Here is a 19,828-nt window from a genome sequence, read left to right on the forward strand (position 1 = left end):
TCTCGTCCGGGCGGCGGGTTAACGCGCTATAAGATCAGGTTGGATCATCATGGCGTTTTCAGCTGCTTGTTGGAGCATGAAGTTTTCAGGAAGCCGCTTCACACTTTTTCGGATCACGCTCCGGGCCCCCATCACCAAGCGTATCGCACCACGCCCTTGCCGGCGTAGCTGTTGGTCACCTTCGAAAATTCGCCCTCGAAGGTCGCAGCCACCGACCAGCCGTTGCGCCATTTCAGTTCGGCTGACGCAGTGGTCAGTGCGCTGTCGGAAGCCTGTGCCGCACCGTTGACGACGAAGCTCGCGCCGGGCAACGCCTGGAAGGTGGCGGCCACCGAACGGCTGGGATCGTAATCATGCGCCCAGCCAAAGCGGCTGCGCAGGGTCAGAATGCCATCGGCGAGCGCGTAGGATTTGTCGGTGCGGATGCCGAGTTCGCTCCTGACATCGGTGACGCTCCTGGCGCCATAGCCCAGTGCGAACGCGCCGCTGCCGGCCAGCACGCTTTCGGCATAGGCCGGCAGGTCGAAGGTGGTGAACTGGCCCGCGGCATACGGTGTGATCCCGATCCCGCCGGCCAACGGCGTCACGAAGCGATAGCCGCTTTCGACCCGACCTGAGTAGGCGTTGGCATCGAACTCGGCGCGCAGATGGCCGAAATCGCCAGCGGTGACGATGCGATCGGTGGTGATGTCCTGCCAGCCATAGGCCAAAGCGGCCGTGATATAGGCCGCGCCTTCGGTGTGGCGGACATAGGCACCGGCCTGGAATAAATCCGAGCGGCCGCTGCCCGATCCGTTGACGCTGAAATTGGTGCCGCCACCGGCCAGCGCAAAACCCGCGACGGTGTTGGGTGAGAACAGATAGTCGGCGCCTACAGCAGTGCCGTAAACGCTGCTGGTGGTGTTGTTGGAGCCGAGTGCCAAATTGCCATCGGTGGTTTGCGATCCACCATAGCCCGCGGTCCACACGCTCCAGCGCTGTTCGAAGGAGGGCGCGAGCGGTGCCTTGGTGAACATCGCAAACGCATCGGTGTTCTTTTTGCGCGCAGCATAGGCGCTGGCGGCTTCCTCAGCATAGCCGGTGGCGCCCGCCGAGCCGGTGCCGCCGCCGCGGTTCATGAAGGGATCGGTCATCAGGCCCATGAACTGGTTCATCGCATTGAAGGTGGTCTGCTGCGATCCGGTCGCCACCTCACCGGAGGCTTGGGTCAGGCCCGTCGGTGTCAGCGCGCCAAACGCCATGGGAATGCTGCCGGCGGTGGTGAACGAATTGGTCAACGCGTTGGCGATGTTTTGTTGATTGCGGTTGAGTCCGCTGCCGGACGTCGGCACGAAATTCAGCACCAGGTCGAGATAGGCATGCGTCGGATCGTAGCGCAGCGAACCCTGGAAGCCGGACGGCAGATTGCTGATGACCTGCGAACCGAAGGTGCCGCTGACGCTGCCGGCGCTCAAAATGGTGTAGGTCTTTGATATATTTACAAACGGCCCCGCGGCGAACGCGGCGTTGACGGAGGCGCCGCCGAGTGTCGCCGCGCCAGTGACGTTGGCGAACGACGCCGTCGCCGAATTGAGCGCGACCAGATAGATCGCGCCGGACTGGAACGCTAGATTACCCATGACCATCATCGACGAACCGGGCGTGCCGTTGCCCGGTGCGAAGCTGCCGCCGCTTGCGATCACCGTATTGCCGACGGTGCCGGTGCCGTCGAGTGCGCCGCCCGTGTTGACGGTAAGGCTCGTAGCGGATGCCAGATTGCCCTCGACCGACAAGGTGCCTGCGTTGACGTTCACGGGACCGGCGAAGGTGCTGGTGCCGGTCAGCGTCCAGGTGGAATCACCAACCTTGGCGAAGGAGGCAAAGCCCTGATATTGCGGCGCGCCGAGTTGCGAAATGTCAAAACTCGCGGCGGTGCCGCCACCGAGTTGGAAGGTGCCGTTGCCGGTCTGGTCGACGACGTTGCCGGTGAAACTGAATCCTGCTCGGAGTTCGAGGATGTTGGCGCCGCCGGTGAAGGTGACCGCGTTGGCGCGGGTCACGCCATCGCCGGAGAGGCCGCCGGAGATCGAACCGCTGTTGATGACGGTAATGTCGGTGCCGTAAACGCCAGCACCGCCGAGGCCAACGGCGCCAAGACTGCTGCCCATACCGCCGAGGCCACCAGCTCCGCCCGTGATATTGCCGGTGTTGGCGAGCACGCCGCCGCCTGCGAACATCACGCCGCTGCCGCCGCCGCCGCCAGCGCCGCCGATGTCGCTCTGGCCGGCGCTTCCGTTGCTGCGGCCGCCACCGCCACCCGTGCTCTGGCCGCCGTTGCCGCCTGCGCCGCCGATAATGCTCCCGATGTTGGAGAGTGTGCCGGCCCCCGCGAACATCACAGCGGTCCCACCGTTGCCGCCGGTGCCGCCATTGCTGCCGTTGCCGCCATTGCCGCCATTATCGCTGAAGCCGCCGCCTGCGCCGCCACCGCCGCCAGCGCTCTGGCCGCCGCTGCCGCCGGCGCCCGCGGTAATGGTTCCTGTGTTGGAGAGTGTGCCGGCCCCGGCGAACATGACGGCGATGCCACCGTTGCCGGCGTTGCCGCCGGCGCTGCCGTCGCCACCGTTGCCGCCGTTGCCGGCACCCACGCCGCCGGTGCCGCCAATGCTGTCGCCGCCGGTGCCGCCAACGCCACCGAGAATGGTCCCGGTGTTAGACAGCGCGCCAGTGGCCGCGAACATGACGGCAATGCCGCCATCGCCGCCGTTGCTGCCGCCGCGGACGATACCGCCGTGTCCCCCCGCGCCGTCGATGCCACCACCGCCGCCGATGTCGAAGCCACCGATGCCGCCGAAGCCGCCGTGGCCGCCCACGGCCAGGCCGGCGCCGCCTCCGGCGCCAGCGGTAATTGTGCCGGTGTTGAAGAGCGTGCCGGCCGCCGCGAACATCACAGCGATGCCGCCAGTCCCCCCGGCGCCGCCAGCGTCGCCGAAGCCGCCGAAGCCGCCGTCACCGCCATAGCCACCCTTGCCGGGTGGGCCGCCAGGACCGCCTTGGCCACCGACGCCACCGTCGCCACCGGTACCGCCGAAGGTGCTACCGCCGCTGCCACCATTGCCGCCGATGATGCTGCCTGCGTTGGTCAACGTGGCGGTAGCCATGAACGTGACACCAAGACCGCCCGCGGCGCCTGCGCCGCCAACGCCGGTGGGATCACCACTGAAGCCAGTGCCGCCATTGCCGCCGGGGTTACCGGCGGGGCCCAGATTGCCGTTCCTACCAGGGCCAGCCATCGCCTCGAAGCTGATGCCGCCACTACCGCCCGCACCGCCAGCGACGGTCCTGCCCGCGATGATAGTCACGTTGGCGTCGACCGTGTTTAGTCCAGCGCTGAAGCCGGCGCCGCCGCTACCGCCCGCACCGCCTACTCCCCGGGTGGAGCCACCGCCGCCGCCACCGCCGCCGATGGCATTCGCGTCGATGGTGATTGCAGGCGCGGCACTGCCGGCTCCGGGTGCGAGCGCGAGCCCGATGCCCCCGGAACCGCCTTGCGCCCCGATGCTTTGTCGATCATTTCCGCCATCGCCCCCATCACCGCCCGCGCCGCCGGTAACGGTTGACGAGAGCGTGCCGAGATTGCCGCCGCCAGTGACGACCGCGCCCCAGCCGCCAGCCCCGCCGCCGCCGGCACCGTCTGCGGAGTTGGAGATATCCCCGTTGCCTCCGCGGCCGCCGGCGCCACCGCTGACATTGCCGATTGGAACTCCTGCCTGGACAGAGCCGTGGGCGCCGCCACCGCCGCCGCCGCCGCCGCCGTTGATGCCGCCACCAAGGTAGGAGGCACCATTTGCGCCGGCCGCCCCTGGCGCAGCTCCTCCGGCTCCTCCCAATACAGGTGGGCCACCCAGGAAAGTGCTGGCCGTCGACGTGCCGCCCTTGCCTCCGGTGGTTCCGGCGCCGCCGCCACCGCCACCTTGGGCGTTATCGCCTCCAGCGCCGCCGGTGCTCGTTGCGCTATCGATGCCGCCTGCGCCACCACTGAAGGGGGGACTAGCGCCGCCGCCACCACCATCTGCGCGTGCCGGCGCAACCGCGATCGCCATGATAAGAATAACGGCGGTGCCGCCTAATAGTCCGGCCCGAGACATCCGGCGCGGACGGGTGCGGTGGCGGAGGTCGTCATCCTCTAGGTTCCGAAACCCCGCGCCTGATCCACCGCTTTGAGACCCATATTGCCGGTTAGCGGTGCGACAACGCCGCGACGACGGTTCGCCGGATTTCGTCTCGATTCCATTATTCGCACGCACCGCAATTCCCACTGTTGCACGGAGACGCGAATCCCCGTTCGAATACTTCGCTCTGCGCTGCGAGGCTCGCCGCGGATGCGACGCCGGCCATGCGATAGGTGTTGCTCGCCGTCCCGATCGCAACCTGATTGGCGGCGGTGGCCGCTGCGCCGGCACCGACCGCGGTGGAGTTGGTAAAACCAGCCGAGGCTCCTGCACCGATCGCGGTCGCATTGAGCGCGGACGCGGTCGCGCCGTTGCCGAAGGCAGACCTGCCGGCGGCGGCACTTGCCTTCGCGCCGTCGCCGACGGCTGTGTTGCCGAACGCTGCGGCCGAATCTGCGCCGACTGCGATCGATCCGGTCGAGACGGCGCCCGTGCCGATCGCAATCGCATTGGCGCCCGTGCCAGCGGTTGCGCCATCGCCGATCGCGACAGCGCTCGCCCCGGTGGCGTGGGAGTTGTTGCCGGCCGCGAAGGAATTGCCGCCGCTTGCCGTCACCGCGTTGCTCAGGGCGAGGGCGTTTGTTGTGCTGGCGCTGGCTCCGCTCCCGATCGCGGTGGCAGATGCCCCCGTCGCAACGCTAGTCAGGCCGATCGCGATCGATTTGTCGCCGTTGGAATGTGCGCCTACGCCGGCGGCTCCGTCGCCGCCACCTCCGATCGCGACGCTATAATTCCCGGACGCGGAGGCACCCGTTTCAACGCCACCAATGAACTCGCCGCCGCCCATCGCGGTGCTGCCGACGCCCGCCGCGGCGCTGTAGCCGCCGGTCGACGTGCTGTAGTCAGCGGCTGCTAGGCTTTCGATACCGGTCGCCGTGCTGTAGACTCCAGACGCCGTGCTGCCGAACCCGCTTGCCGTCACGCCCGTTCCGTCCGCCTTGCTGGCCCCACCGACTGCCGTGCTGGCGGTACCCGCTGCCTGACTTTGGCCGATCGCCACGCTGCCGTTACCGGTCGCTTGGCCGCCACAAGCGACGGCGCCGGCGCCAGGCGCAGAACCGAGCGCAGTGCCTGTTACCGCCGCGCCGCAGACCCCTTGCGCGGCGGCGGGCGCCAGATCAAGCGTCAAGACGAACATGGCGAGCACCACGGCTGCAGCCAAGGCTTTGATCAAACAAAACATCGATCAAACAAAACATCGCGTTAGGGATCGCACGAAGCATTTGCGCTCTCAGGTCCAGAGGTCCGGGTCTATCCCGATCGTTGGCCGGCTACGGCCGCCGCGAACGTGGGTCAAGACGACGGGCCGGACATCAACCGTTCGGTTGAATTCGCCTGTGCATGCAACGCCGACGGCCCGGTTTTTTCCGACTGTTGCTGGATTGCATCGCGATGTTTGGGCTAGCTCGCCCAGTTCTCCCGGAACTCGGGGAACAGCGTCAAGCCACCGCAGGCATAGATGGTCTGGCCGGTGATGTAGCTCGCATCGTCCGATGCGAGGAAGGCAAATACGGCGGCGATCTCTTCTGGGGCCCCGACGCGCCCGAGCGGGATGTGGCTCGCGACGTTGGCCCGCTTTTCAGCCTCGCCGGTCCAGGCTGCATTGATCGGCGTGTCGATCGCGCCGGGACCGACCGCATTGACGCGGATGCCGCGACCGGCAAATTCAAGCGCCAGCGTGCGCGTCAGATTGGCCATGCCGCCCTTGCTGATCGAATAAGCGAGATAGCCCGGCTTCGGGACGATCTGGTGGACGCTGGAGCAGTTGATGATGCTGCCGCCAGCGCCGCGCGCGACGAAATGCGCCAGCGCCTTCTGCGCGCAGAGCACGGCGCCATTGAGATTGACATCGATGATGCGGCGATAGGTTTCGATGTCGAGCGCCTCGCTTGGCGATTCGCGCTGGAAGCCGGCATTGTTGACGAGACAGTCGAGGCGCTTCCAGCGCGCCAGGATCGTCTCGAACATCGCAGCCACCTCCTTGTCGTTGCTGACGTCGGCCTTGACGATGACATGGTCGAGCTTGCCGTGACCGCGATCGCCCGATCCCGTCCTTGCGAGCGCAAGCGTCTCCTCCGCCTTCTCGGGGTGATCGACATAATTGATGGCAACGGTCGCCCCTTCCTGGGCGAGCCTGATAGCAACGGCGCGGCCGATGCCCTGGGAGGCACCGGTCACCAGGGCATATCGGCCAACGAGGCGTGAGGGAAAAATGGTTGAGAGATCGGTCGTCGAGAGATCGGTCTGTGGCATGAGCTTTCTTTCTCCGGGATGCCTCATCATGGACGGAACCGGTGTTTTGTTCCATCCACTAGCGCATCCCTGCGATTCATTCCGCGCGGCGTGCGATCGGAGAGGTCAGGATCTGGTAGAGAATGATCGCGCCGAAGGTGGCGGTGCCGATTCCGCCGATGGTGAACGCGCCGAATTTCAGCGTGAGGTCGCCGGCACCTGCGGTCAGCGCGACGGCGACGGTGATCAGGTTCGCAGGGTTTGCGAAATCGACCTTGTTCTCGACCCAGATCCGGCCCGCCATCGCCGCGATCAAACCGAACAGCACGATCGAAAGGCCGCCGATAACAGGACCGGGGATCGACAGGATCAGCGCACCGAATTTCGGCGAGAAGCCGAGCAGCAGCGACACGGTCGCGGCGAAGGCAAACAGCAGACTCGAATAGACCTTCGTCGCCGCCATGACGCCGATGTTCTCGGCATGGGTGGTTACGCCAGTGCCGCCGCCGCAAGCGGCGACGATCGTCGCGAGGCTGTCGGCAAACAAAGCGCGGCCGAGATAGCCATCGAGGCTGCGGCCGGTCATGGCGCCGACGGCCTTGATGTGACCGAGGTTCTCGGCGACGAGAATGACCGCAACCGGCGCGATCAGAAAGATCGCATCGGCATGGAAGGTCGGCGTCGTAAAGTTCGGCAGGCCGAACCACGGCGCGGCCGCGTGAAGTCGATCGGCTTACCGAAGCCGAGGCCGTTCGCGAACAGCAGATACAACAGATATCCGCCGATTGCGCCGAGGATGATCGGCAGACGGCGCCACAGGCCGGGAGCCGCAACGGCGACCACGCCGATGATCAGAACGGTCGCGAGCCCGATCCAGGTCTCGAACGCGTTGGCGCTCACCGCCTTGACGGCCACGGGCGCGAGGTTGAGGCCGATCGCGGCGACCACGGCGCCGGTGACGGCCGGCGGCATCAGGCGCTCGACCCAACCGATGCCCGACCACATCACGATCAGCGCGATCACGCCGTACAACACACCAGCGCCGACGATGCCGCCGAGCGCAACCGACAGGTTCGGGTTCGGCCCGTGCCCGGCATAGCCGGTGGCGGCGATGACGACGGCGATGAACGCGAAGCTCGAGCCGAGATAGCTCGGCACGCGGCCCGCGACGATGACGAAGAAGATCAGCGTGCCGACGCCGGAGAACAGGACCGCAACGTTGGGATCGAACCCCATCAGCAGCGGCGCGATGATCGTCGACCCCGACATTGCAACGCAATGCTGGAGACCGGAAACAAAGGTCTGTCCCCATGACAGCCGCTCCTCCGGCATGATCACGCCCGAGGTCTTCAGCTTCCAACGCGGAAAATAGCTATGCGCCTGCTCGTCCGAGCCGGTTGCGTTCGACATGTTCCCCCGTTGCGGTGCAGCGATTGATGTTCGTGCGATCCGACAAAAATGTGATTGTTGCTTATGCGGCGAACATCACATGATGTAAATCATGCAAGATCAAGGCGTTCCGGGCCGAATAATATGACACAAGTCGCGATCCAGCCAGCCGTTCATCGTCGGCATCAACCCTGGTACAAGATCCTTTACATCCAGGTCCTGATCGCGATCGCGCTCGGCGTGCTGATCGGCTATTTCTACCCGGACCTCGGCAAGGCGCTGAAGCCGCTCGGCGACGGCTTCATTGCGCTGATCAAGATGATGATCGCGCCGGTGATCTTCTGCACCGTGGTGCACGGCATCTCCTCGATGGGCGACCTCAAGCGCGTCGGCCGGGTCGGACTGAAATCGCTGATCTATTTCGAGACCGTCTCAACCGTCGCGCTCGCCATCGGCCTCCTGGTCGGCGAGATTCTCCAGCCCGGGCACGGCTTCAACATCGATCCCGCCACGATCGACCCGAAGTCGGTCGCGACCTACGTCACCAAAGCCAAGGAGGAGGGCATCGTCGCCCATCTGATGGCGATCATCCCCGACAGCTATGTCGGCGCAATCGCGCGCGGCGACCTGTTGCAGGTGCTGCTGGTCTCGATCCTCTCCGGCTTCGCCATCGCCTTCCTCGGCAAGACCGGCGAGCCGATCGCGGAGGCGATCGACAAGGCCGCAAAGATGTTCTTCGGCATCATCCGCATCATCGTGCGCGTGGCGCCGATCGGCGCATTCGGCGCGATGGCGTTCACCGTCGGGGCCTACGGCCTCGGCTCGCTGCTCAACCTCGCCGCCCTGATCGGCACGTTCTATCTCACCAGCATCCTGTTCGTGCTGATCGTGCTGGGCTCGATCGCGCGGCTCTCTGGCTTCTCGATCCTGCGCTTCATCGCCTACATCAAGGACGAATTGCTGATCGTACTCGGCACCTCGTCGTCGGAGACGGTGCTGCCGCAGATGATCCAGAAGATGGAACATCTCGGCGCCTCGCGCTCGGTGGTCGGCCTCGTGATTCCGACCGGCTACAGCTTCAACCTCGACGGCACCAACATCTACATGACGCTGGCGACGCTGTTCCTCGCGCAGGCGACCAACACCCATCTGACGATCTGGCAGGAGCTCGGCATCTTGGGCATCGCCATGATCACCTCAAAGGGCGCATCGGGCGTGACCGGCGCCGGCTTCATCACGCTCGCCGCGACGCTCTCGATCGTGCCCGACATTCCGATCCAGTCGATCGCGATCCTGGTCGGCATCGACAAGTTCATGAGTGAGTGCCGCGCGCTGACCAACCTCATCGGCAACGGCGTCGCCTGCGTCGTCATCAGCATCTCGGAAGGAGAGCTCGACCGCGACGCGCTGCACGAGGCGATGGCGCATCCGCTGGAGATGGGCGAAGCGCTGGAGCCTGGCGGCAGCGCTTAGACGCCGCGAGGAACAGGCAGTCGCAGCCTGGTTCCGATGCGGTAGTTTCCCGGAGTGGTCAATTGGTACAGCAAGCGTCACAACAACGGCATTGGGATCACCGATTGATACTCATTCATTCCACCCGACGCGCTGGGGGCAGAGCGTCGGGTTTTTGAGAATATATCCGAACGATCGGGCGGGATCAGATGATCCGCCATTGGCGCGCAACTGCCCTTTTCCCGCGAAGGATAATCAGCCGCGGGTCGGCATCATTGCTCTACCGCGCCGAACAATTGCCGCGAGGTGGCAAGATCGACCCGGCGCGTGACGCCGATGGCCTGCAGGAACGCCTCGTCATGGCTGACGACGAGCAGCGCGCCGTCATAGGCCCTCAAGCCGGCTTCGACGGCTTCGATTGACTCGAGGTCCAGATGATTGGTCGGCTCGTCCAGGATCAGCAGTGACGGCGGCCTCGATCCGCCCAGCACGCAGGCGAGCCCCGCGCGAAACAGCTGGCCGCCGCTCAGGCTGCCGACGATCTGCAGGGCGGCATCGGCGCGAAACATGAAGCGCGCCAGCGCGGCATGGCACTCATTCGCGCCGGCCCTTGGATTGAGGCGCCCGAAATTGTCGAGGATCGAGATCGCGGGATCGAGCAGGCTGACCTTCTGGTCGAACAGCGCAAAGTCAGGCCTGACCCGCACGGTGCCCGAGACGGGGCGCATCTCGCCAGCAATGAGCTTCAACAGCGTCGTCTTGCCGGAGCCGTTCGGCCCGACAATCGCGACACGCTCCGGCCCAACAATGGTGAGCGATAGATTACGCAAGACCGGTCGCTCCGGCTGATAGCCAGCACTGACGCGATCGAGCCAGACCACCTCCCTCCCCGCCGGCAGCTGCGTCGAGGGCAGCTTTACGGACAGCGGCTGAAGGACCTCGATGCGCCGGCGCGCGGTGCCGACTGCATCGAGCGCTTCCGCGCGCCGCCGCTCAGTGATCTGCGCAGTCTTGCCGCCGCTGTCCTCGCTGCGATCCCGACGTGCACCGGCGAGAATACGCGGCATGTCGGCCTTGGCGCGCTTCCTCTTGCCACCGCTGTCCTTGCGCGCTTTCCGCTCGGACGCCTCCTGCGCCTTGCCGTCGATCTCGGACAGGTGCTTCTCGGCATGCGCGAGGTCGTGCCGGACGGCGGCGAGCTCGACGGACTTCTGCGCGCGATAGCTGCTCCAATTGCCACCATATCTCGTGGCGCCAAGCGAGGTCAGCTCGACGATAGCGTCCATCGTCTCGAGCAGGGCGCGGTCATGGCTGACGACGATCGCGCCGCCGCGCCAGGCGGCCAGGAGATCAATCACGGCACGGCGCCCGTCCCGATCGAGATTGTTGGTGGGCTCGTCCAGTAGCAGGAAGTCCGGCTCGGCAAAGAGCAGCGCGGCAAGACGAACGCGCGTAACCTGCCCGCCCGACAAGCGGTCCAATTCCGTGTCGGGGTCGATATCGAAGCCAACGCGGGCCAAGGCCGATGCAAGCCGCGTCTCGATAGTCCAGTCGACATCGGCGACCTCCTCGGCCGAGGCTTCGCCACGCTCGGCCCGACGCAGCAGGTCCAGCGCATCGCGCACGCCGAAGAGGTCGACGACCACAGCACCCGCGCGGAGCTGGGCGTCCTGGCGCAGCAGCCCAACGGTGCCGTTGGCGATCACACGCCCCGACTGCGGAACGTGCTCGCCCGTGATCGCGGCGAGCAGAGTCGTCTTGCCGACGCCATTGCGGCCGACGAGCCCGGCTCGCTCAGTGCCGAAGGTCAGATCGATGTTGGAGAGAAGCGAGCGGCCGTCAGGCGTGGCCAGCGACAGGCGCGACAGGATGATTGAAGCAGGCATGGAATTCCCCGTGAGCAAAGCGGATCGGCGTTGCGGTCGGGGTAAAATCCATGGCTGCGAATATCCTTGTTGGGTGCCCGCTGATAATCCCGCCGGGCGCCAAGATCAAGCCTTGTCCTCGGCGAGACCCGCTAGGCGGCCAGCCTGTCGAACTGGACCTTGCCCGCCTTCATCACCAGCGGAATGCGCTCGCCCTGACCGAGCAGGCACGTCACGTCGCGCAACGGGTTGCCGTCGACCACCAGCAGATCCGCGAGAGCTTCGGGCACGATCCGGCCGAGCTTGCCTTCCATGCCGAGCACCTCGGCTCCGACCAATGTCGCGCTGGCGATGACCTCGCGTGCGCCCTGAATTTCGGCGCGGATGCGAAATTCGTCGCTCTGGAGGCGCTGCGACGGCCCAAGCAGATCGCTGCCATAGCCCATCTTCACCCCGGCCTTGCGATAGATCTCGAGCGAGCGCAGGCCGGCGTCGCGGACGTCGGCGATCTTGGCGACACTCTCCGGCGGCAGACCGTACTGCGCGCCCTCATTGGCAAGGGCTTCATAGGTCACCAGCGTCGGCACCACATAGGCGTCCTTCTCGGCCATCAGGCGCGCGGTCGGCTCGTCGACGAGATTGCCGTGCTCGATGGTGCGCACGCCGCAGCGGACCGCGCGCGCGATTGCCGCGGCGGTATAGGCATGGGCGAGCACATAAGTCTGCCGGCCCCGCGCCTCCTCGACGATGGCGCGGATCTCGTCCTCGGAGTAGCCGAAGGCGCCGACCGGATCGGTCGGAGAAGCAACGCCGCCGGACGCCATGATCTTGATCTGGTCGGCACCCATCTGGAGCTCTTCGCGCACCGCCTTGCGCACGCCGTCGACACCGTCGGCAACACGCGCCAGCGCGCCGACGCGCACGCAGCAGGGACAGACCGCGTCGCTGGCGAGGTAGTCCGAACGCGCCCGCATGTCGCCGTGGCCGCCTGTCTGGCTCAGCGCTCGGCCGGACACGAACAGCCGCGGACCGTCGGTCAGGCCGGTCTCGATCGCCTGCTTCATCGCGTGGCCGGCGCCGCCGGCATCACGGACGGTCGTAAAGCCTCGCCGCAGCATGCCGCGCAACAGAAGCGTCGAGCGCAGCGTCACCAGCACGTTGGGAATGTGGACCTGCTGCGCCAGGTTGAGCTCGATCGCGATGGTGTGCACGTGAAGATCGATCAGGCCGGGCATCAGCGTCTTGCCCTTCAGATCGATGGTTCGATCGGCGGCGACCTTGATCGGCCGATCCGAGACCTCCCTGACCAGATCGTTCTCGACCAGCACGTCATGGCCGCTCAGCAACTCCGGCTGGAGGGGGTCGAGCAGGGCGGCGTTCTTGAAGAGGATGCTGGGCATGGTGGTTTCCTGTCAGGGCGCCTGCGCAAGCAGTGCCGGCAATGTGAGCTGGGCAAACGGGAGACAGGCGGCGACGTCGTCCTCGTCATACCAGCCCGCCTCGTGCAGCAGATTGAGCGAGCCGAGCGTGCGTCCGCGCCAGCGCACGGGCATGTTGAGCACGCTGGCGCAGCCAAGCGAGGTGATCAGCTCGTGGTCGGAAAATACGTTGCGCAAATCGTCCTGCGTACGGCCGATATAGGCCTCGCCGCGGTCGAGCACGGCCTCGGTCCATGGACCCGGCGCCAGGCGCTTGCGTCCGCCCGCGGGATAGGGTCCGGGAAGATTGGAATAGACCCGCGCCGCTTCGCCGCTGGCGTCGTCGTATGCCAGGATCGTGAACAGCTTGTGCCCGATCGCCGACTTCACGGCCCGGTCGAGCGCTGCGAACAACGCATTCGGCTGGTCCACGCTGCTCTGCGCTGCCGCGACGGCGCAGAGCCAGGGATCAGCCTTTGGCTTGATCCGCGTCATGCAACCTCGCCCGCCGCGATCTCTTCCAGCGACCGGCCGCGCGTCGGTACGCCCATCAGCACGACGGTGACCGCCCCCAGCAGCAGCACGGTGGTGGTAACGCCGAACACGCCGGCAAAGCCGAAATTGGGATAGAGGTAGCCGACCAGGATCGGCGAGACGATCGCACCGATGCGGCCGATCGCGGAAGCGAGCCCCGCGCCGGTGGTTCTGACCGCCGTCGGGAACACCTCGGCCGTGTAGGCATAGACGCCGGCATAGGTGCCGTTCATGAAGAACGACAGCAAGATTCCCGCGGCCATGATCTGCTGGTCGCTCTGCGCGAAGGCGAGGCCGAGTGCGCTGGCGCCGCCGAGCACCATGTACGTCGCGATCGTTGCCTGCCGCCCGATGCGCTCGTTGAAATACGCGGCGCTGAAATAGCCGGGAATCTGCGCGCAATAGATCGCGATCGAATAGGCGAAGCTCTTGGTGATGCTCATGCCGTTCTGGACCAAAAGACCTGGGATCCAGACGAAGAAGGAATAATAGCTGAAGGTGATCGCGAGCCACATGATCCAGGTCATGATGGTGATGCGCGCCTGGCGGGCCGCCAGAAGCGCTGCGAAATTGGCCAGCAGCGTTCCACCCGTACCGGTCGGTGTTGTGGCTTCGACGACCGGCGGCGGCAGGACAAGGCCTTCGCGCGCAAAGCGTGCCTCGATCCTGTCGAGGACGATTTCGGCTTCCTTCTCCCGTCCCCGGCTTTCGAGCCAGCGCGGCGATTCCGGCAAGGCCTTCCGCCACCACAGCAGCATGACGACCGGCACCGCCGTGATCACCAGTACGATGCGCCAGCCGTTATCATAGGCGGGCACGATGAAGTAACCGAGCAAGGCCGCGGCGACGAACCCAAAGGAGAAGAAGCCGGCCAGCGCGCCGGTAAAGCTGCCGCGGTAACGCCGCGCCACGAATTCGGCGAGATAGGGTGCAATGATCGCACTCTCCGCGCCGGTGCCCATGCCGGCGACAACGCGGGCTGCGAAGAAGGACGGCCAGCTATCCACCATCGCGCTGGCGATGGACGCCGCACAGTAAAGCGCCAGCGCCGACATCATCACCGCGCGGCGACCGATCAAATCGCCGAGCGTGCCGGCGAGCAATGCCCCGAACAGAAAGCCGATATAGGTGCTGCTGCCGAGCACACCGATCTGGACGCTCGACAAATTCCAGGCCGTGCGCAGCACCGGCAGGATGAAGGCGAGCACCGCCGCATCCATCGCGTCGAACGTGTAGCCGAGCCCGCCCATCAGCAGGAGATGCGCGTGGAAGCGCGCGAACGGAAGGCGCTCGATGCGCGCCGATATCATCGACATGAAAGTCCCCCTCGATCTGACGGCCCCGGCGCGCCGCGTGTCGTTCGGGAGGGAACCATAGACAAGGTGACATTATCGTCATAATTTATAATCATGATCTAACATATCACCATGGTGAATATCCGCCCGTGTCGTTCCGCGCGCTCGACCTCAACCTCCTGAAAGTGTTCGAGGCCCTGATGACCGAGGGCAGCGTCACGCGCGCCGCCAACGCGCTGACGATGACGCAGCCGGCCGTCAGCAACGCGCTCGCGCGTCTGCGCGACGCGCTCGGCGATCCTCTGTTCGTGCGGTCAGGCACCGGGATCAGTCCTACCCAGCGCGCCGTGGCGCTGTGGGAGCCGATCGGCGAGGCGCTCGAAAGCATGCGCGGCGCGCTCGACGAGCGGGTGTTCGATCCCGGCCGCGCGCAGATCGAGTTCAGCCTGTCGATGTCGGATTACGTGGCCTCGCTGGTCATGCCGAAGCTCGTGAACCATCTTGGCGAGATCGCGCCGAAGGCACGCGTCCATACCGTTCCCAACACCGTCATCGAGATCGCCGACCAGCTCGAGGACAACCGGGTGGACTGCGTGTTGAGCGTCTATGTCAACGAGGCGCAGCAGCCGGCCGCCATTCGCTCACGCTCACTTTGGACCGTCGACTATGCCTGCTTCATGCGGCGCGATCATCCGCTCGCCGCCGGAAAACGGCTGAGCACGCGCGCCTTCCTCAACGCGGGGCACGTCGATGTGAGCCTCGCCGGAAAGACGCTGCCGTCCTACGACCTCTTTCTCGCCTCGCGCGGGCTGTCGCGCAATCTGGTCGCGACCGTCAATCATTACAGCGCCGCCTACGAGATCGTGCGGCAGTCAGATCTCGTTGCGGTGCTGCCGCGCGATCTCCGCTCGCAGTCGCGCCACGCGCCGTTCCTGCATGCGATGCCGCTTCCGCTCCAGGCGCCGCCGCGCATCGTCAGTCTGTTCTGGCACCAGCGTAACGATACTGTCCCCGCGCAGCGCTGGCTGCGCGAGACTCTGGTCGGGATGTTTGCCCAATCTGACTGACCGGATCAGCCCTTGAGGGCGGTGACCACCACCTCGATCAGCGCGCCACCGCCGAGATCGGCGACACCGACGGTGGCGCGGGCCGGCAGATTGTCGCCGAAGAACCCGGTCCAGGCCGCATCCATCTCCTTTTTCCTGGAGAGATCCGTGACGAAGATCGAGGCGCTGACGATTCGGGTCTGGTCGGTGCCGGCCTCCTTCAGATAGCCGGCGATCTTGCCGAGGATGTTGCGGGTCTGGTCGCCCATCGAGACCGAGGTGTCGTCGGCAATGGTGCCGCCGACGAAGACGAAGCCGTTGGCTTCGACGGCGCGGTGCATGATGGGCGTGCGGATGCTGCGAGTGATGCTCATGATGGTCCTCTTCTTAGAGCGCGGAAGGATGGAAGCGGTCGATGCCGAGATCGCCGATTCGGGTCTGGGTGCCACCATTGACGATCAGCTCCGCCATCACGGCGCCGGCGCCGGGGCCGAGCTGGAAACCGTGCAGCGAGAAGCCGAATTGGTGATAGAGGCCCTTATGGCGGCTGCTCGGCCCGAGCACGGGAATGTCGTCCTTCATCTTCGCCTCGATGCCGGCCCAGGCGCGGACGATCGTGGCGCTGCGCATCACCGGGAACAGCTCGAACACGGTGCGCGCGCTGGTCGCGAGGCTCTTCCAGTCCAGCACCGTCTCGTTGCGGTCCTGATAGGGCGTGGCCAGATGGCCGCCACCGATCAGCACGGTGCCGTTGGAGAATTGCTTGAAGGAGAGCTTTCGCCCGCGCAGGATCACGACGGGGTCGATGAAATGCGGCACGCGCGAGGTGATCATCAGCATCGGCGCCACGGTCTCGACCGGCACCGGCTCGCCAAGCGCAGCCGCGATCTTGCCGGCCCAGGCGCCGGCGGCGTTGACGAGCACCGGCGCGGCAAAGGCTTCGGTGCCGATATCGACATGCCAGAGACCGTCGCTGTAGCGGATATTGCTGGCTGCTACGCCCTCGCGCGCGATCGCGCCGAGCCGCTCGGCCTTGCGCCGGAACGCCGTCGTCGTCTGCGCCGGATTGGCCGCGCCGTCACGGCGCGAAACCACGCCGCCGGGGCAGGTTTCGGCGACCGCCGGCACCAACCGCCGCAGCTCGGTCGCGTCGATCAGTTCCTCATGGGTAAAGCCGAGCGCGTTGAGCTCGGCGACGCGCGCGCGACAGACCGCGAGCTCCTCCTCGTTCTCGGCGACAAGCACCTGGCCGTGACTCTCAAAGCTGCAATCGTCGTCGAGAAGATCCTTGATCTGCTCCCAGATCCCCATCGAGCGGATCGAGAGCGGGATCTCGGGGATATGCCGCGCGAGCTGGCGGACGCCGCCCGCATTGACGCCGGAGGCGTGGCGGCCGGCATAGTCCTTCTCGATCAGCACCGGCTTCAGGCCAGCAAGGCATAGATGTAGCGCGGTCGAGCATCCGTGGATGCCGCCGCCGACGACGATCGCATCCACGTTTTGGGTCATCCGCGCACCACCGCCTTGACGTCGTCCTCGCTCTTCGGAACGGCGGCGAGTTCGGCCAGCGTGATTGGCTTCACTGGTGCGCGCAGCCGGTAATAGCCGATCTCCTGCGGGCTCTTGCTACGTGCCTGCGCCATCAGCTCGGTGACGGTGAGGCCGCAGAGCCGGCCCTGGCACGGGCCCATGCCGGTGCGGCGATAGGCCTTGAGCTGGTTCGGCCCGGTCGCGCCGATCGCAACGGAATCGAGAACGTCCTTTGCGGTGACCTCTTCGCATCGGCAGACGATGGTGTCACCCGAGGGAATGCGGAACTGCAGCGACGGGCGGAACAGCGTGTCGAGGAAGACGCGGCCGCGCTCGGCCCTGGCGAGATCGGCGCGGAGCATGGCCATCGCGGGAAGCTTCGCAGCAGCGGCGGGTGTCAGTGCTTCCACCGCCGCGCGCGCCGCGATGCGACCGCGCACCACGGCAGCATTCGCGCCGCCGATGCCGGCGCCGTCACCGGCGATCGCGATGCCGGCGACCGACGAATTGCCGCTGGCGTCGAGCACTGGCGACCAGCACAGCTGCAGATCATCCCAGCGATGCTTAACGTCTGCGGACATCGCAAGGTTGACGTTGGGCACGACGCCCTGATGCAACAGCAGGAGATCCACAGGGATGGTCTCGCGCTTGCCACCGGCGACATAGTTGACGCTCGCGAGCTGGCCGTCACCGGCGCCGGCAAGCTCAGTGACGCCGGAGACGACCTGCACTTTCGCTTTCACCTCGCGCATCATCGACAAGCCCTTGGTGAAATAGGACGAGGTCAGAAAGGCGAAGGCGTGCGGCAGCGCGGCGAAATAATTGCGGCGCCCGGTCGTGTCGAGGATGCGGTCGATGCGGCCGCCGAGGCGCAAGATCTGCGCCGCGAGCAGCCAGAGCAGCGGCCCCTGCCCCGCGATCACGGTGCGGCCATCCGGGACCAGCGCCGACGATTTCAGCATGGTCTGCGCGGCGCCTGCCGTCATCACGCCCGGCAATGTCCAGCCGGGAATCGGAAACGGCCGCTCCAGCGCGCCGGTCGCGAGGATGACGCGCCTCGCCTTGACGAAGGCCGAGGCGCCGCCGATGGAGACGGCGACGTCGAGATTGCGGTCGAGGCTCCAGACCGTGGCACGGTGAATGACCTCGGCGCTGCTCGCGCGGAGCGACTGCACGAGATCGGCACCGACCCAATAGTCGGCACCAAGCTGGCTGCGCTCGGTCACCGGCGTCGAGGAGATGGCACGAAACACCTGGCCGCCGGGACCGATGTTCTCGTCGAGCAGCAGCGTCGACAGGCCCGCTTCGGCGGATGTCGCGGCGGCCGCGAGGCCCGCTGGCCCGGCGCCGATCACCACGACGTCATAATCTTCGCGCTTGGGAGCCACAGTCATCTTCCGATCTCCCGCTTGCCCTTCTGGATTTCGATCTGCATGCCCTCGGCGACGGGCACGAGGCAGCCCTGGCGATTTCCGACGCCGTCGATGGTGACGAGGCAGTCGAAGCACACGCCCATCATGCAATAGGGCAGACGCGGCGCGCCGCTCACCGCCGTGGAACGTCGCGCGTCCTGGCCGGATGCCAGCAGCGCGGCGGAGACGGTGTCGCCCTGGCGTGCAGCGACGGCAACGCCGTCGACGAAGATCTGCACTTGTGGGCGCTTGTCCTGTTCGGATCGTCTAAACATGGGATGCCTCTTGGCTCCTTGATATCTCTAATAGCCGCTGGTGTTCGCAGCGCCCGCGCCGCCGAAGCGGCTCGCCGAGAACGCGCCGACCAGCTCCGGCTCAAGCGCGCCTTGCGCCACCATCCGCGCGATCTCGAAGGCGTGGTTGGAGGCGAGCGTCACGCCGGAATGACAGCAGGCGACGAAAGCGCCGGGATGCGTCTCCGACTGGTCGTAGATCGGAAAGCCGTCCTGCGGCATGACGCGAATGCCGGCCCAGCTTCGGACCACGTTGAGCCGCGCCAGATGCGGAAACATCCGCTGCGCGCGATCGGTCATCACCGCGCTGATCGAATGCTTCAGCGCGCGATCATCGAGCTCGTCCTCCTTGCTGTCGCCGATCATCACCGTGCCCTCGTCGGTCTGGCGGATCGTGGTCAGCGGATGCGGCAGGAACGGCATGGTGCGTTCGGTCACCACGATCTGGCCGCGGGTCGGGCCCATCGGCGCATAGAGGCCGACCATCGGCGCCAGCGTCTGATTGGCATTGCCGGCTGCGAGCACGATCTTGGCGGCGCGAAGCTCGCCCTTCGGCGTGGTCAGGCGGAATTCGCCGGCATTCTTGCTGATCGCCGAGACCGGCTGCTCCGGGAAATAATCGATACCGAATTCCCTGAAGCCGGTGTGGAAGGCGCGAAAGGTGCGCAGCGAATTGACGTGGCCATCGAGCGGACAATAGCTGCCGCCCGAAACCTCCGGCCCTATCAGCGGCAGCGACTTCTTCACCTCGGAGGCAGACAGCATCTCCATGTTGTAGTCGGCAGCACCCGCCTGGTTGTGCATACGCTTGACCAGCTCGGCGCGCTGGCCGAATTCGTCCTCGCCGAGGGTGAGATGAAAGCCGCCGTTCTGCTGAAGCGCGACGTCGAGTCCGGTCTGTTGCTTCAGTTCCGACGCCAGCCGGCTCCATGCTTGGGACGCCTGCACGGTCCAGACCGTATAGGCGGGCATGCCGAGCCCCTTGCTCTGCACCCAGACCAGCGCAAAATTCGCGCGTGAGGCGCGCTTGGTGATGTCGCCTTCGTCCAGCACGGCCACGCTCTTGCCAAGCCGGCCCAGGCCCCAGGCAATTGCGGAGCCGAGCAATCCGCCGCCGACGACGGCGACGTCGTATTCTCCTGACATGAGTT

At 66.0% G+C, this 19,828-nt stretch carries 14 protein-coding genes and 1 pseudogene; 2 read left to right on the top strand and 13 right to left on the bottom strand.

Going from position 1 to position 19,828, the window contains the following annotated elements; all coding sequences use genetic code 11:
* Nucleotides 1-131: 131 nt before the first annotated feature.
* From FXB38_RS44660 to FXB38_RS27315, 4 genes and pseudogenes are all read right to left on the bottom strand, one after another.
* Nucleotides 132-4,082, bottom strand: a complete 3,951-nt coding sequence (locus FXB38_RS44660; protein ID WP_283812772.1) for an autotransporter family protein — start codon at nucleotides 4,080-4,082, stop codon at nucleotides 132-134.
* A gap of 190 nt (nucleotides 4,083-4,272) precedes the next feature.
* A complete protein-coding gene (locus FXB38_RS27305; RefSeq protein WP_187435176.1) occupies nucleotides 4,273-5,385 on the bottom strand; it encodes a hypothetical protein in 1,113 nt (370 codons plus the stop codon).
* 227 nt (nucleotides 5,386-5,612) lie between these two features.
* Nucleotides 5,613-6,464 carry an SDR family oxidoreductase gene (locus FXB38_RS27310; protein WP_148754030.1) on the bottom strand — a complete coding sequence of 284 codons (852 nt, stop codon included), beginning with the start codon at nucleotides 6,462-6,464 and terminating at the stop codon, nucleotides 5,613-5,615.
* 76 nt (nucleotides 6,465-6,540) lie between these two features.
* Nucleotides 6,541-7,853 (bottom strand): annotated as a pseudogene (locus FXB38_RS27315) (solute carrier family 23 protein).
* A 123-nt stretch (nucleotides 7,854-7,976) separates the two neighbouring features.
* Between FXB38_RS27315 and FXB38_RS27320 the strand changes: the two are divergent.
* On the top strand, nucleotides 7,977-9,305 hold the full coding sequence (locus FXB38_RS27320; RefSeq protein WP_148754031.1) for a dicarboxylate/amino acid:cation symporter: 1,329 nt from the start codon (nucleotides 7,977-7,979) through the stop codon (nucleotides 9,303-9,305).
* A gap of 251 nt (nucleotides 9,306-9,556) precedes the next feature.
* Here FXB38_RS27320 and FXB38_RS27325 read toward each other — a convergent pair whose 3' ends face one another.
* The 4 genes from FXB38_RS27325 to FXB38_RS27340 all read right to left on the bottom strand — a co-directional run bounded on the left by FXB38_RS27325 (nucleotide 9,557) and on the right by FXB38_RS27340 (nucleotide 14,417).
* A complete protein-coding gene (locus FXB38_RS27325) occupies nucleotides 9,557-11,170 on the bottom strand; it encodes an ABC-F family ATP-binding cassette domain-containing protein (RefSeq protein WP_148754032.1) in 1,614 nt (537 codons plus the stop codon).
* Between the two features lie 131 nt (nucleotides 11,171-11,301).
* Nucleotides 11,302-12,549 (bottom strand): metal-dependent hydrolase family protein, encoded by a 1,248-nt coding sequence (locus tag FXB38_RS27330; protein WP_148754033.1) that lies wholly within the window; start codon nucleotides 12,547-12,549, stop codon nucleotides 11,302-11,304.
* A 12-nt stretch (nucleotides 12,550-12,561) separates the two neighbouring features.
* Nucleotides 12,562-13,062, bottom strand: coding sequence for a GAF domain-containing protein (locus tag FXB38_RS27335; RefSeq protein ID WP_148754034.1), 501 nt, complete (start codon nucleotides 13,060-13,062; stop codon nucleotides 12,562-12,564).
* The gene (locus FXB38_RS27340) at nucleotides 13,059-14,417 is read right to left on the bottom strand and encodes an MFS transporter (RefSeq protein WP_148754035.1); all 1,359 of its coding nucleotides are present in this window, start codon (nucleotides 14,415-14,417) and stop codon (nucleotides 13,059-13,061) included. Before FXB38_RS27340 ends, FXB38_RS27335 begins: the two co-directional genes overlap by 4 nt.
* A 128-nt stretch (nucleotides 14,418-14,545) precedes the next feature.
* Here FXB38_RS27340 and FXB38_RS27345 point away from each other — a divergent pair, with 128 nt between their 5' ends.
* The gene (locus FXB38_RS27345; protein WP_148754036.1) at nucleotides 14,546-15,463 is read left to right on the top strand and encodes a LysR family transcriptional regulator; all 918 of its coding nucleotides are present in this window, start codon (nucleotides 14,546-14,548) and stop codon (nucleotides 15,461-15,463) included.
* 5 nt (nucleotides 15,464-15,468) lie between these two features.
* On the opposite strand, the gene FXB38_RS27350 is transcribed toward FXB38_RS27345, so the two are convergent.
* Genes FXB38_RS27350 through FXB38_RS27370 form a run of 5 tightly spaced genes read right to left on the bottom strand, consistent with a single transcriptional unit; the run spans nucleotide 15,469 to nucleotide 19,823 of the window.
* Nucleotides 15,469-15,816: a RidA family protein gene (locus FXB38_RS27350; RefSeq protein WP_148754037.1), complete on the bottom strand. Its 348-nt coding sequence runs from the start codon at nucleotides 15,814-15,816 to the stop codon at nucleotides 15,469-15,471.
* Nucleotides 15,817-15,829: 13 nt separating this feature from the next.
* Nucleotides 15,830-16,951, bottom strand: a complete 1,122-nt coding sequence (locus FXB38_RS27355; RefSeq protein WP_148754038.1) for an NAD(P)/FAD-dependent oxidoreductase — start codon at nucleotides 16,949-16,951, stop codon at nucleotides 15,830-15,832.
* Nucleotides 16,948-18,366 carry an FAD/NAD(P)-dependent oxidoreductase gene (locus FXB38_RS27360; protein WP_148754039.1) on the bottom strand — a complete coding sequence of 473 codons (1,419 nt, stop codon included), beginning with the start codon at nucleotides 18,364-18,366 and terminating at the stop codon, nucleotides 16,948-16,950. The genes FXB38_RS27355 and FXB38_RS27360 overlap by 4 nt, the downstream gene beginning before the upstream one ends.
* Nucleotides 18,363-18,659 carry a (2Fe-2S)-binding protein gene (locus FXB38_RS27365; protein ID WP_018641635.1) on the bottom strand — a complete coding sequence of 99 codons (297 nt, stop codon included), beginning with the start codon at nucleotides 18,657-18,659 and terminating at the stop codon, nucleotides 18,363-18,365. The genes FXB38_RS27360 and FXB38_RS27365 overlap by 4 nt, the downstream gene beginning before the upstream one ends.
* A 27-nt stretch (nucleotides 18,660-18,686) precedes the next feature.
* Complete coding sequence (locus tag FXB38_RS27370) at nucleotides 18,687-19,823, bottom strand: NAD(P)/FAD-dependent oxidoreductase (RefSeq protein ID WP_148754040.1); 1,137 nt, start codon at nucleotides 19,821-19,823, stop codon at nucleotides 18,687-18,689.
* Nucleotides 19,824-19,828 lie beyond the last annotated feature (5 nt).

It is taken from the genome of Bradyrhizobium cytisi, assembly GCF_008123515.1.
Taxonomy (GTDB): domain Bacteria; phylum Pseudomonadota; class Alphaproteobacteria; order Rhizobiales; family Xanthobacteraceae; genus Bradyrhizobium; species Bradyrhizobium cytisi.

Coding starts and splice junctions, on each gene's coding strand:
- FXB38_RS27325 (WP_148754032.1), bottom strand. CDS start 11,170: ATGCCTGCTTCAATCATCCTGTCGCGCCTGTCGCTGGCCACGCCTGAC.
- FXB38_RS27365 (WP_018641635.1), bottom strand. CDS start 18,659: ATGTTTAGACGATCCGAACAGGACAAGCGCCCACAAGTGCAGATCTTC.
- FXB38_RS27330 (WP_148754033.1), bottom strand. CDS start 12,549: ATGCCCAGCATCCTCTTCAAGAACGCCGCCCTGCTCGACCCCCTCCAG.
- FXB38_RS27350 (WP_148754037.1), bottom strand. CDS start 15,816: ATGAGCATCACTCGCAGCATCCGCACGCCCATCATGCACCGCGCCGTC.
- FXB38_RS44660 (WP_283812772.1), bottom strand. CDS start 4,082: ATGGCGATCGCGGTTGCGCCGGCACGCGCAGATGGTGGTGGCGGCGGC.
- FXB38_RS27355 (WP_148754038.1), bottom strand. CDS start 16,951: ATGACCCAAAACGTGGATGCGATCGTCGTCGGCGGCGGCATCCACGGA.
- FXB38_RS27335 (WP_148754034.1), bottom strand. CDS start 13,062: ATGACGCGGATCAAGCCAAAGGCTGATCCCTGGCTCTGCGCCGTCGCG.
- FXB38_RS27360 (WP_148754039.1), bottom strand. CDS start 18,366: ATGACTGTGGCTCCCAAGCGCGAAGATTATGACGTCGTGGTGATCGGC.
- FXB38_RS27340 (WP_148754035.1), bottom strand. CDS start 14,417: ATGTCGATGATATCGGCGCGCATCGAGCGCCTTCCGTTCGCGCGCTTC.
- FXB38_RS27310 (WP_148754030.1), bottom strand. CDS start 6,464: ATGCCACAGACCGATCTCTCGACGACCGATCTCTCAACCATTTTTCCC.
- FXB38_RS27370 (WP_148754040.1), bottom strand. CDS start 19,823: ATGTCAGGAGAATACGACGTCGCCGTCGTCGGCGGCGGATTGCTCGGC.
- FXB38_RS27320 (WP_148754031.1), top strand. CDS start 7,977: ATGACACAAGTCGCGATCCAGCCAGCCGTTCATCGTCGGCATCAACCC.